Below are 12,724 nucleotides of genomic sequence, written 5' to 3' on the forward strand. Positions count from 1 at the left end.
AGAATGAAACAGAGACTGGTTATAATATTTGGTATCGCATTACTCTTTTTTGTTGTGCTTATCGGACGTGTGATCTATATCAGCCTTGCAAAAGGACAGGAGTATCAGGAAGAGGTACTGGATCAGAAGACCTACGACAGTCTGGATATTCCGTTTGAACGGGGAGACATTGTGGATCGAAATGGAAATATTCTTGCCACCAGTGAGAAAGTGTACAATCTGATTTTGGAGCCCAAAAATATCCTGCGTACGGATAAGGGAAAAGAGGCAACAAAGGCAGCGCTGATCAAATATTTTGGAATGGAAGATGCAAAGTTCGATGAATGTATGCAGAACACAGATTCCTTTTATAAGGTAGCCATGAAAGGGCTTGAATATGCAGATGTAAAAGCATTTCAGGAATATTGCGATACAAGAGATGGTGCAGATGTCGTTGGTGTACGGTTTGAGGAGGAATACAAAAGAAAATATCCAAATGGCAGCCTTGCCTGTCACCTGCTTGGATATACCGTAAGCGGAAATGTCGGACAGGGTGGAATCGAAGGCTATTATAACAGTTACCTGAATGGTGTAAATGGAAAGACATATGGATATCTGACAAATGATAATACCGTAGAATCCGTTACAGTACCTGCACAGAATGGTTATACTGTAGTGTCTACGATCGATTTGAATATCCAGAAGATCATTGAAGATAATATAAAAGAATATATGCAGACGACCGGTGCAAAGAAGATCGGTGTTATCGCAATGGATCCGGATACGGCAGAGGTCCTTGGCATGAGTACCTCTTATGGATATGATCCGAACGAACCGATGAATACGGATGCACTTCGTAATATGAAGGTTACCGTTACAGAAAGTACGGAAGAACCATCAACAGAAGAAGACAGTAGCGAGGAAGGTTCTTCTGAAGATACGATAGAAACAACAACCGAGGAACAGAAAGACCCGGAAAAGATCACATATGATTTTTCATCTATGACAGATGATGAATTCCAGAAAGCAATTGATGGTCTGACAAGTGATCAGACGTATGAAGCATTAGATGCTGTATGGAGAAATTATTGCATTAGTGATATCTTGGAGCCGGGTTCTACATTTAAGCCTTTTACGATTGCAGGGGCCCTTGAGGACGGAGTTGTGAAAGACAGCGATACATTCTTCTGTAAAGGCTATGAGATCGTTGCAGAGGGAACATCTCCAATCTATTGTCATAACCGAAGTGGTGATGGCACGCTTACATTAAAGCAGGCACTAGAGCAGTCCTGTAATGTCGCTTTGATGCAGATCGCAAAATCAGAAGGAAGAGAAACATTTTCCAAATATCAGGATATATTTAATTTTGGTAATCAGACCGGAATTGATCTTTCCGGTGAGGGAAGCGGTCTGGTGTATGATGAAGAAGGACTGAATCCGGTCGAGCTTGCAACTTCATCCTTTGGACAGGGTATTAATGTAACAATGATCCAGATGGCAGCAGCGTTCTGTTCACTGATCAATGGAGGAAATTATTATACGCCTCACACCGTCAGACAGATTTTAGATGAAAATGGAAGTATTATAGAGAATAATGAACCGGAACTTGTCCGCAAGACGATTTCAAAGACAACTTCAGATCTGATGAAGCAGTATATGGCAGGTGTTGTTACAGAAGGTACCGGTTCCAGAGCAGCCGTTGATGGATATACGATCGGCGGTAAGACAGGTACAGCAGAAAAGATTCCTAGAAATCAGGGCAATTATGTATTATCCTTTATCGGTTTCTCACCGGTAGAGAATCCACAGATCATGCTGTATGTTGCAGTTGACGAACCAAATGTAGAAAGTCAGTCTACATCCGGTGCCGGAGCACTGTTATTCCATGCGATCATGGAAGATCTGCTCCCATATATGAATGTATATCAGAGCAGTGATGAAGATGTAACGTATAATGGAAAAGATGAGCCGATCAGCTCTCCATTTGAAGGCAATGTAGAAGATTCAACAGGCGAGGGAACAACAGAAGAAGGAAGCACTGCAGAGGGAGATACAACAGCGGAAGATACCGGTTCAGAGAATGTAACCTCTGAGGGAACAACAGAAGCAGTATCTGAAAATGGCACTTCAGAAGAAACAACCTCCGAAGAAACAACAGAAGCCAAAGTTCAGGATGAATAAACAAGGGAATATCTGGCAGACTGACAGAAAAGGCATATTTGTCCGGAAAAAGTAATAAGATATAAGGATAAATAAATCCGGCGGGCAGAATGAAGCTTTATAGTTATAATCGGAGAAAGATATATTTTACATGTATAGCGATCGTAATGACTGCGGTTTTCCTGATGGGAAGACTTGCTTATCTGATGGTTGCAAAAGCGGATTATTATAATCGTGCAGCAACCGGGCTTCATGAAAGAGAACGAAGCATCAAAGCACCAAGAGGAAGGATATACGACAGAAATGGAAATATCCTGGCTGATAATAAAGCAGTCTGTTCCGTATCGGTCATCCACAGCCAGATTGAGGATGAAGAAGCAGTCATACAGGTTCTGAATGAATATCTGGATAAGGGAGAAGCGGAGATACGCAAAAAAGTAACCAAGGTATCATCCCGTGAATTGATCGCAACAAACGTTGCGAAGGAAACCGGAGATCAGATCCGGGAATTAAATGTTGCCGGAATTAAGGTTGACGAGGACTATAAAAGGTATTATCCTTATGGAAGCCTTGCATCCAAGGTTCTTGGCTTTACAGGAGCAGACAATCAGGGAATCGTTGGCCTTGAGGTCTGGTATAATGAGATCCTGGCAGGAGAGGACGGAAGCATTCATACAGTAACGGATGCAAAGGGAATCGAACTGCCGAATGTAAAAGAAACGAGAGTAAGTCCTGTACCGGGAGATGACCTGGTACTTTCACTGGACTTGACAATACAAAAATATGCAACACAGGCGGCTCTTTCCGTTATGGAAGAGAAGCAGGCAAAACGGGTGGCAATGATCATTATGAATCCGCAGAATGGAGAGATCTATGCCATGGTCGATGTGCCGGAATATGATCTGAACCAGCCATTTCAGTTGAACATGGATCTGGCTGGATACGAGAGTGTGGCTGACGGTGAGAAGATGGATGCGTTAAACAATATGTGGCGTAATTTTACAGTCAGTGATACGTACGAACCGGGATCTACCTTTAAGATCGTGACAGCGACAGCAGCCCTTGAGGCTGGAACCGTATCCTTATCGGATACCTTTTACTGTCCGGGATATAAGATCGTGGAGGATCGCAGGATCCGGTGCCATAAGACGACAGGACATGGTTCGGAGGACTTCCGGCATGCACTGATGAATTCCTGCAATCCGGCATTTATGACGATCGGAGAACGGACAGGAGCCACGAATCTGTATCAGACCTATCAGAAGCTTGGATTGTTTCAGAAAACCGGGATCGATCTTCCGGGTGAGGCAAATTCCATTATGCATAAGCTTTCCGATATCGGACCGGTAGAACTGGCAACGATGTCATTTGGACAGTCCTTTCAGATATCACCGATCCAGTTTGTGACTGCTGCAGCAACCGTTATAAATGGTGGGAATAAGATCACACCACATATCGGTATGAAGGTGGTGGATGCGGAGAGCCAGGTTATGACGGAGCTTCAATATCCGGTCACCCAGGGGGCGGTCGGTAGTGAAACATCGGCGACAATGCGTGATCTGTTGGAGTCTGTTGTGGCAGAAGGCGGAGGCAGCAAGGCGCAGATCGAGGGATACCGGATTGGCGGCAAGACAGCAACCAGTGAGAAGTATCCGAGAGGAACCGGAAAATACATATCATCTTTCCTAGGATTTGCACCGGCAAATGATCCGCAGGTCATGGCATTTGTTATGATCGATGAACCGACAGGAGTATATTATGGAGGAACGATAGCAGCCCCTGTCATACAGGAGGTATTTTCCAATATCCTTCCATATCTGGGAATACCAAAAGAGGAATAAGAAAATTACCTCATACGTGAGGAAAAATATAGCCATTTCAAAATGAAATGACGGGTAAGGAGTACAAAGAAATGAACTTGGATTTTTCAATTATTTTACCGATACTTATAGCGTTTGGAATCAGCGTGGTGTTAAGCCCGATCGTGATCCCATTTTTAAAGAAACTGAAATTCGGACAGTTTGTACGAGATGATGGACCGGAAACACATCTGAAGAAATCAGGAACACCGACAATGGGCGGACTGATCATTCTGTTGAGTCTGGTGATTACCTCGTTATTTTATATGAAGGATTATCCGGATATCCTTCCGGTATTGTTTGTAACACTTGGTTTTGGCCTGATCGGATTTCTGGATGATTATATCAAAGTCGTTATGAAGCGTTCCCTGGGACTTCGTGCATGGCAGAAGATGCTCGGACAGTTCGTTGTAACAGCAGTTTTTGCATATTATATTGAGAAATATACCGAGATCAACAACGAGATCATTATTCCATTTGTCGGTAAGACAGTTGTTCTTGATAAATGGGTTTATATCGTTTTGTTATTCTTTGTTGTACTTGGAACAGTAAATGGTGCAAACTTCACAGATGGTCTGGATGGCCTTGCTTCTTCCGTAACAGCATTGATCGCTACATTCTTTACAGTTGTTGCGATCGGAACCGGATCCGGTCTTGCGCCTATCTCCTGTGCAGCAATGGGAAGCTTGTTAGGATTCCTTGTATATAATGTATACCCTGCAAGAGTGTTTATGGGTGACACCGGTTCTCTTGCACTTGGCGGATTTGTAGCATCGATCGCATACATGCTGAAGATGCCATTATTTATTCTGATCGTGGCATTCATTTATTTTATAGAAGTATTATCGGTTATCATCCAGGTAGTTTCATTCAAACTGACTGGAAAACGAGTGTTCAAAATGGCACCGATCCATCATCATTTTGAGCTTTCCGGATGGCCTGAGACAAAGGTTGTATCAATATTTGCGATAGTAACAGCCGTACTTTGTGTTGTAGGTTTACTGGCTGTTTAATACGGAGGATATGAAGATGAATTTTAAAAATGCTTTAGTGGCTGGTACAGGTAAGAGCGGCATCAGTGCAGCAAAGCTGCTGATCGCTCATGGCGTAAAGGTTACGCTGTTTGACGAAAATGAAAAAAGAGATAAAAATGATCTGATGGAGAAACTCTCCCAGTCAGAACTTGTTACGATTCTGCTTGGAAAATTAACGGATGAAGTATTAAAGCAGACAGACATTATGGTTATAAGCCCAGGTATTCCGGTTGATTCTGCATTTGTAGAGGATATAAAGAAAGCAGGCATTCCGGTATGGAGTGAGATTGAGCTTGCATATTATTTTGGTAAAGGAAAGATCGCTGCGATCACAGGAACAAATGGCAAGACAACGACGACGGCACTTGTTGGCGAGATCGTAAAGGCGTGGAATCCGAAGACGATCGTAGTTGGAAATATCGGTATTCCATATACCGAGCTTTGTGATACAACCGATGATGACAGTGCAACAGTGGCAGAGATCAGCAGCTTCCAGTTAGAGACGATCGTGGATTTTCATCCGAATGTCAGTGCAATCTTAAATCTGACACCGGATCATTTGAACCGTCATTATACATTTGAAAATTACGGAAATGTCAAGAAGTCGATCACAAAGAATCAGACAGAAGATGATGTGGTTGTATTAAACTATGATGATGATCATACAAGAGCAATGGCAGAGGGAATCCGTCCAAGAGTTGTATATTTCAGCAGACTGGAGAAGCCTGCAGGCGGTGTATATGTAGAGGATGGTCACATTGTGATCGAGGCAAATGGAGAAAAGATCGATGTCCTTGCATTAAAGGATCTGATCCTGCTCGGTTCCCACAATGTTGAAAATGTGCTCGCTGCAGTTGGTATCTCTTATTATATGGGAGTGCCGGTCAATGTCATTCGTGATGTTGCAGTCAGTTTTAAAGCCGTAGAGCATAGAATAGAGTATGTAAAGACAGTGGCTGGTGTGGATTATTACAATGATTCCAAGGGAACCAATCCGGATGCAGCCATCAAGGGAATTCAGGCAATGGTAAAACCGACTTATCTGATCGGTGGAGGCTATGATAAAGGCTCTACCTATGATGAATGGATCGATGCATTTGACGGAAAAGTCAGATGTTTGGTTCTGATCGGTCAGACGGCGAAGAAAATCGCAGAGACTGCCAAGAAACACGGATTCCATAATATTGTATTTGAAGACGATCTGTTAGGAGCGGTAAAATATTGTCATGAGAATGCAAAGGATGGAGAAGCAGTTCTTCTTTCTCCAGCATGTGCAAGCTGGGGAATGTTTGATAATTACGAGCAAAGAGGAAGAATGTTCAAAGAATATGTCCGCGATTTTAAGGAGTGAAATATTTGAATGACAGAAACAGGAACACAGATACAAATGAGATAGATAGCAGAAGAAAGCCGTTATGGTACAGCGGACGTTACTTTGACTATCCGCTGCTTGGCATTGTACTGGGGCTTGTTCTGTTTGGACTGGTCATGGTTTACAGCACCAGCTCCTACCGGGCAGATGAACTGTATGGTGACAGTACATATTTTGCAAAACGACAGCTTGTTTTTGAACTTGTTGCATTGTTTGGAATGTTTCTGGTATCGAAGATCGATTATCGCAGATATGCAAGATATTCCAAATATTTTCTGTATGTGGCAATGGCACTTTTAGTGCTGGTCTACATTATAGGAAGTGCGAGCCATGGATCGACCAGATGGATCTATATTGGTGCATTTGGATTCCAGCCGTCAGAATTTGCAAAGCTTGCGCTGATCGTATATACCGCAGATATCTGTACCAGAAAACCCAGAAGCCTGAATACACTGAAGGGTCTGGCGAAGATGCTTCTGCTTCCGTTTGTAACGATCATACTGATCGCGATCGAGAACTTAAGTACCGCGATCATATGCTTTGGCATTGTTGTGATCATTGTATTTGTCGCCAGTCCGAAAAAATGGCCGTTTGTGCTGATGGGGCTGATCGGAATCCTGATGTGCGTGATATTTATTGCAACAGCAGGCTATCGTGCAGATCGTATCCGTATCTGGCTTGCACCGGAAAAATACGATGATGGATACCAGACGATGCAGTCCCTTTATGCGATCGGATCCGGAGGCTTTTTTGGAAGAGGCATTGGGAACAGTATCCAGAAGATGGGATTTATACCAGAGTCCCATAATGACATGATTTTTTCCGTTATCTGTGAAGAGCTTGGTTTATTTGGTGCGGCACTTGTAATCGCAATGTTTGTGGTCCTGATATACAGATGCGCACTGATCGCAATCAATTCCGGTGAACGGTTTGGAGGTCTGATCGCAACCGGTGTTATGGCACATGTTGCTGTTCAGGTATTGATCAATATCAGTGTTGTAACAAATACGATACCACCGACCGGTGTACCGCTTCCATTTATCAGTTATGGTGGAAGCTCGATATGTTTCATGCTTCTTGAGATGGGACTGGTGCTTGCTGTTGCCAGACAGATGAAGCCGGGAAGATAAAATGGATAGGAAGATATAAAAGATGCAGAACAGGAGAACAGAGAGCGAAACTGAAAAGAAAAAGGGAAGAAAGGCAGGTAAGATTCTGCTGATCATTCTTGGCGCGCTGCTGCTTATATGCCTTAGTGCCTATGTCTATATCCTGAAATGCTACAGTCTGACCAAGATACAGGTGTCCGGCAATGTGCATTATACAGAGGATGAGATCATAGATATTGTAACAAAAGGGAAAAAAGCGGATAATACCCTGTTTTTCTATCTGGACAACAGAATGCATCCGGTAGAGGATGTAACCTTTATTGATAAATTTCAGATCGAAGTGATTGGAAGACATACCATAACGATCACAGTATATGAGAAGTCCATGGCTGGTTGTGTGAGCTATATGGATCAGTACATTTATTTTGATAATGATGGCCGCGTGCTTGAAACGTCTTCCGAAAAACTGGAGGATGTTCCGTGTATTCAGGGATTGAAATTTGACCGTATCGTTGTGGGTGAAAAACTCCCTGTAACGGACGAGGATATGTTTCAGGAGATCTTGACGATGACACAGTTGATCGATAAGAACAAGCTGTTGATCGATGAAATCCGGTTTAATAATGACAATGAGATCATCTTGTATAAGGACAAGATCAAAATAGAGCTTGGAAGCGGATCCGGGCTGGAGGACAAGCTTATGAATCTGGAAAGCATTCTTTCCAAACTGGAAGGGAAAAGTGGAACCCTGGATCTGTCGGATTATTCGGCAAGCAGTGGAAACGCAATATTTAAGGAAAATAAGTAAAATTTAAAACAAAAAGTTGTTGCGTTATTTATGAAAAAATCGTATTATTAAGATATTAATGCGATTATATAGATGTACACTCCCTGTACTTTGGGTTGCGGGTGCCAGATCTGCAGCCTGTGACTTGCTTACAGAATGAAGACAACCGGGGGAGGGAGCTGTACAGGAATTATAAAGAAATATATAGAAGGAGGAAACAACCTTGCTCGAAATAAAGTCTAACGATGAGAGAACACCAGCTAGAATACTGGTAATAGGAGTAGGTGGCGCTGGTAACAATGCAGTAAACAGAATGATTGATGAAAATGTAGAAGGTGTGGAGCTGATAGCGATCAACACGGATAAACAGGCACTTTCATTAAGCAGAGCTACAACAAAGATTCAGATTGGTGAGAAGCTGACAAAGGGACTTGGTGCAGGTGCAAAGCCTGAGATCGGTGCCAGTGCAGTTGAAGAGAATAGAGAAGAGATAGCAGATATTATCAAAGATGCCAACATGGTATTCGTAACATGTGGTATGGGTGGTGGTACCGGAACCGGTGCAGCACCTGTTGTTGCGGAGATGGCAAGAAATCTTGGTATCCTGACAGTTGGTGTTGTAACAAAGCCATTTGGTTTTGAAGGAAAGCCTCGTATGAAGAATGCGATGGAAGGAATTGCAAGATTAAAAGAGAATGTTGATACACTGATCGTTATTCCAAATGATAAGTTATTACAGATCTGTGATAAGAGAACCAGTATTCCGGATGCTTTAAAGAAAGCAGACCAGGTTCTTCAGCAGGGTGTTCAGGGTGTAACAGACCTGATCAATAAACCGGGTCTTATCAACCTCGACTTTGCAGACATCCAGACTGTTATGAGAGACAAGGGTATTGCACATATCGGTATCGGTTCTGCAAGCGGTGAGAACAAGGCTGTTGATGCGATCAAGGAAGCTATGGATTCACCATTACTGGAGACAACAGTATCCGGTGCAACCGATATTATTGTAAACTTCTCAGGAAATATTGGTATCGTGGAAGCATACGATGCAGTTACTTACCTGACTGAACAGGCCGGTGATGGTGTAAATATCATCTTCGGTACAGTTGACAATGATAACATGGGTGAAGAGATCAGCATTACGATCATTGCTACAGGCCTTGAGAAAGCAGAGACAACTACACCTGTCAGCAGATTCGCAGGAACTGCAGCTCCAAAGCTTGATACAGTTAATACAACATCATTTGGAGAAGCAAGAAAGACAACACCTACTTATGGTGGACAGGCACTTGGTGGATCATCTTCCATCCGTCCTACTTTCCTGTCAGATGCAGGAGCAGCATCACAGACAGCAAAGCCGGTAGTTCCAAATACAACAAGAACAGCCGCTCCGGTTGAGCCGCATGTAGCTCCGTCTCCAAAACCGGCAAGACCGACTGTACAGTCAAATGACAGTATCAGAATACCGGAATTTTTAAAGAAAAGATAAATAGCAGAGATGCGGACAGATATGTATATGTACGGATGCCATGGCGATATTGCCATGGCATTTGTGCAATAAGCTGTTATGTAGAAATAATATCTGCATCAGTTAATGGATATAAAAATCATAACATGGAAGGAGACAGATATGAGATTCCTGGCAACCGGAGAGGAAATGCAGAAGATCGATCAGATCTCCATTGAACAGATTGGAATTCCCGGTCTGGTGTTGATGGAACGTGCAGCACTTGCTGTAACAGAAGAAATAGAAAAAAGATTTTCACGGATAAAAACAGGAGAACATGATACCGGACGGACAGCATATACCAGGATCCTTGTTGTAACAGAATGCGGCAATAATGGAGGGGACGGTCTGGCTGTAGCAAGGATGCTGGCAGAAAAAGGATATCTGGTAGATGTGTACTGTATCGGACAGGTTAGCAGAGCAACAGAGAGTTATAAGGTTCAGGAGAGTATACTTGGACAGCTTGGGATTAAGATTACAGAGGATTTCCCGAATGGAGAATATGATGTAATCGTAGATGCAATCTTTGGAGTTGGATTAAAGCGTGATATAGAAGGAATCCATAAAGAGGTCATTGATCATATCAATGATATGCCGGCATATGTGGTAGCAGTAGATATCCCATCCGGTATATCGGCTACGACCGGACGGGTAATGAATGTTGCGGTAAAAGCAGATCTCACTGTAACTATGGGACTCATGAAGGTCGGTATGACCGTTTATCCGGGACATGGATATTGTGGAGAGATCCTTGTAAAAGATATCGGATTTCCGGATAAGGCAGTTGATATGGTGATGCCGGAGATATTTACATATAATGAAGGGGATCTGAATCGGCTGAATAAACGAAGACCGGATGGAAATAAAGGAACCTTTGGAAAAGTTGCAGTCATAGCCGGCAGTCGGGAGATATCGGGAGCGGCCTGTCTTGCGGCATCAGCAGCCTACCGGGTTGGAAGTGGTATGGTAAAGGTATATACCCATAAGGATAACAGAGTGATTGTCGGGGGATATCTGCCGGAAGCATTGATGATGACATATCAGGATGAGAAAACAGCAGTTATCTGTGCGGAGAATGCATGTGTATGGGCAAATATCATTCTGATCGGACCGGGTATCGGAACCGGAAAAGAAGCGGAATGTATGCTTAAGACAGTGCTGGAGAATTTCAAAGGAACGATCGTTGTTGATGCAGATGGACTTAATCTTTTGTCAGCACATAAGGAGCTGCTTGCAGCAGGGAAAATCAGCAGACAGACAGGGAATATAGCACTTGTTATCACCCCTCATGTAAAAGAAATGTCCAGACTGACAGGAAAGACAGTGACTGAATTAAAAGAAGCACCGGTTCGTGAGTGCAGGACATTTGCGGAAGCAGAAACACTCGTGTGTGTATTAAAAGATGCAAGAACCTGTGTCAGTGACGGAGGCGTGCATACTTACATGAACACTTCGGGAAATGATGGTATGGCAACAGCAGGTTCAGGGGATGTTCTTGCCGGAATGATTGCAGGGCTATCTGCCGGTGGAATATCTCCGTCAGAGGCAGCAAGACTTGGGGTGTATATACACGGGCTTGCAGGGGATCGTGCAAAGAAACGGTATGGAAAGGCGGCTATAACCGCCGGCAGTCTGATCGATGAGATCGGTCCGATCATGAGTTCTTATGTATAAAATATAATAGGCAGAGGCGCAGACAAATGAATAAATATAGAAGAATAGAAGCAGATATCAATCTGGATAATATCAGAGAAAATATAAAAATGATGAAGGCATGTGTGCCGGAGAGTATGAAGATGCTTGCCGTGATCAAGGCAGATGCCTATGGCCACGGAGCAGTAGAGGTTTCAAGAGCCCTTTCTGATCTGGCAGACTTTTATGCGGTTGCCTGTATTGATGAGGCGGTAGAGCTACGTCATGCAGGATGTGAGAAGCCGTTGTTGATACTTGGATATACAGACCCATCAGAGTATGATGAACTGATCACATACGATGTAAGACCTGCGATGTATGATAAAGCTGAATGTACCATTCTCTCAGATGATGCGGTAAAGAAAGGGTCAAAAGCAAAGATCCATATCAAGATGGATACCGGTATGAGCCGGATCGGCTTTCAGTGTGATGATGCAGGTATCAATGATATCGTGGAGATCGCGCATATGCCGGGAATTGAGATCGAGGGAATATTTACACATTATTCAAAGGCGGACGAATACGATAAAACAGCTGCAAATGGACAGCTTGCGTTATTCCGGTCTGTGATCCGCAGATTAGAAGAACGGGGTATATCGATTCCTGTAAAGCATATATCAAACAGCGCAGGAATCATGGAGATGGATAATGAAGGCTTTGATATGGTAAGATCCGGTATCGTAACATACGGACTATATCCATCGGATGAAGTCGATCATTCGATCGCGGCACTTAAGCCGGCAATGGAACTACTTGCCAAGGTAGTTCATGTGAAGAATGTGAAAGCAGGAACAGGTATCGGCTATGGATGGACATTTGTCGCACCGCATGATATGAGAATAGCAACCGTGTCTGCCGGTTATGCTGACGGATATCCAAGAGCACAGTCCAATATCGGGCGTGTGATCATTCATGGTAAGTATGCACCGATCACCGGACGTGTCTGTATGGATCAGTTTATGATCGATGTAAGTGATATACCGGAGACGTCAGTCGGTGATACAGTTGTTCTGATCGGAAAATGCGGAGATAAAGAGATCACGGTGGAAGAAGTTGCGGAACCGGCAAACAGCTTCAACTATGAACTGATCTGTAATATCGGAAGACGTGTACCAAGAGTCTATATTAGGGATGGAAAAGAAGTCGGGGAAGTGAATTATCTACGTCGGAACTGAATATCATAGAATAGAATTGGAAATACTTTTCACAACAGAAGATATTA

9 protein-coding genes are annotated in these 12,724 nt (G+C 43.3%); all 9 read left to right on the top strand.

Translation table 11 applies throughout. The annotated features are described in order from the left end of the window. Positions 1 to 3: 3 nt before the first annotated feature. The 9 genes from OCV60_RS07075 (at position 4) to alr (ending at position 12,677) form a co-directional block, all read left to right on the top strand. Positions 4 to 2,160: a peptidoglycan D,D-transpeptidase FtsI family protein gene (locus OCV60_RS07075; RefSeq protein WP_262529893.1), complete on the top strand. Its 2,157-nt coding sequence runs from the start codon at positions 4 to 6 to the stop codon at positions 2,158 to 2,160. 89 nt (positions 2,161 to 2,249) lie between these two features. After that, entirely contained in the window at positions 2,250 to 3,980 is a 1,731-nt protein-coding gene (locus OCV60_RS07080) for a peptidoglycan D,D-transpeptidase FtsI family protein (protein WP_173788543.1), read from the top strand. A 71-nt stretch (positions 3,981 to 4,051) separates the two neighbouring features. Then, positions 4,052 to 5,011, top strand: a complete 960-nt coding sequence (gene mraY, locus OCV60_RS07085; RefSeq protein ID WP_021944491.1) for a phospho-N-acetylmuramoyl-pentapeptide-transferase — start codon at positions 4,052 to 4,054, stop codon at positions 5,009 to 5,011. Positions 5,012 to 5,021: 10 nt separating this feature from the next. Then, complete coding sequence (murD, locus tag OCV60_RS07090; RefSeq protein ID WP_117785478.1) at positions 5,022 to 6,383, top strand: UDP-N-acetylmuramoyl-L-alanine--D-glutamate ligase; 1,362 nt, start codon at positions 5,022 to 5,024, stop codon at positions 6,381 to 6,383. Positions 6,384 to 6,388: 5 nt separating this feature from the next. Continuing rightward, positions 6,389 to 7,534, top strand: a complete 1,146-nt coding sequence (gene ftsW / locus OCV60_RS07095) for a putative lipid II flippase FtsW (RefSeq protein WP_021944489.1) — start codon at positions 6,389 to 6,391, stop codon at positions 7,532 to 7,534. A 22-nt stretch (positions 7,535 to 7,556) separates the two neighbouring features. Further along, positions 7,557 to 8,321, top strand: a complete 765-nt coding sequence (locus OCV60_RS07100) for a cell division protein FtsQ/DivIB (RefSeq protein WP_021944488.1) — start codon at positions 7,557 to 7,559, stop codon at positions 8,319 to 8,321. A 202-nt stretch (positions 8,322 to 8,523) separates the two neighbouring features. Next, positions 8,524 to 9,792 (top strand): cell division protein FtsZ, encoded by a 1,269-nt coding sequence (gene ftsZ / locus OCV60_RS07105; RefSeq protein ID WP_021944487.1) that lies wholly within the window; start codon positions 8,524 to 8,526, stop codon positions 9,790 to 9,792. A gap of 141 nt (positions 9,793 to 9,933) precedes the next feature. Further along, positions 9,934 to 11,484, top strand: a complete 1,551-nt coding sequence (locus tag OCV60_RS07110; RefSeq protein WP_173788544.1) for an NAD(P)H-hydrate dehydratase — start codon at positions 9,934 to 9,936, stop codon at positions 11,482 to 11,484. A gap of 26 nt (positions 11,485 to 11,510) precedes the next feature. Beyond that, the gene (gene alr, locus OCV60_RS07115; protein WP_173788545.1) at positions 11,511 to 12,677 is read left to right on the top strand and encodes an alanine racemase; all 1,167 of its coding nucleotides are present in this window, start codon (positions 11,511 to 11,513) and stop codon (positions 12,675 to 12,677) included. Positions 12,678 to 12,724 lie beyond the last annotated feature (47 nt).

It is taken from the genome of Coprococcus ammoniilyticus (assembly GCF_025567345.1).
GTDB lineage: Bacteria > Bacillota > Clostridia > Lachnospirales > Lachnospiraceae > Coprococcus > Coprococcus ammoniilyticus.

Coding starts and splice junctions, on each gene's coding strand:
- OCV60_RS07100 (WP_021944488.1), top strand. CDS start 7,557: ATGCAGAACAGGAGAACAGAGAGCGAAACTGAAAAGAAAAAGGGAAGA.
- mraY (WP_021944491.1), top strand. CDS start 4,052: ATGAACTTGGATTTTTCAATTATTTTACCGATACTTATAGCGTTTGGA.
- alr (WP_173788545.1), top strand. CDS start 11,511: ATGAATAAATATAGAAGAATAGAAGCAGATATCAATCTGGATAATATC.
- OCV60_RS07080 (WP_173788543.1), top strand. CDS start 2,250: ATGAAGCTTTATAGTTATAATCGGAGAAAGATATATTTTACATGTATA.
- OCV60_RS07075 (WP_262529893.1), top strand. CDS start 4: ATGAAACAGAGACTGGTTATAATATTTGGTATCGCATTACTCTTTTTT.
- murD (WP_117785478.1), top strand. CDS start 5,022: ATGAAGATGAATTTTAAAAATGCTTTAGTGGCTGGTACAGGTAAGAGC.
- OCV60_RS07110 (WP_173788544.1), top strand. CDS start 9,934: ATGAGATTCCTGGCAACCGGAGAGGAAATGCAGAAGATCGATCAGATC.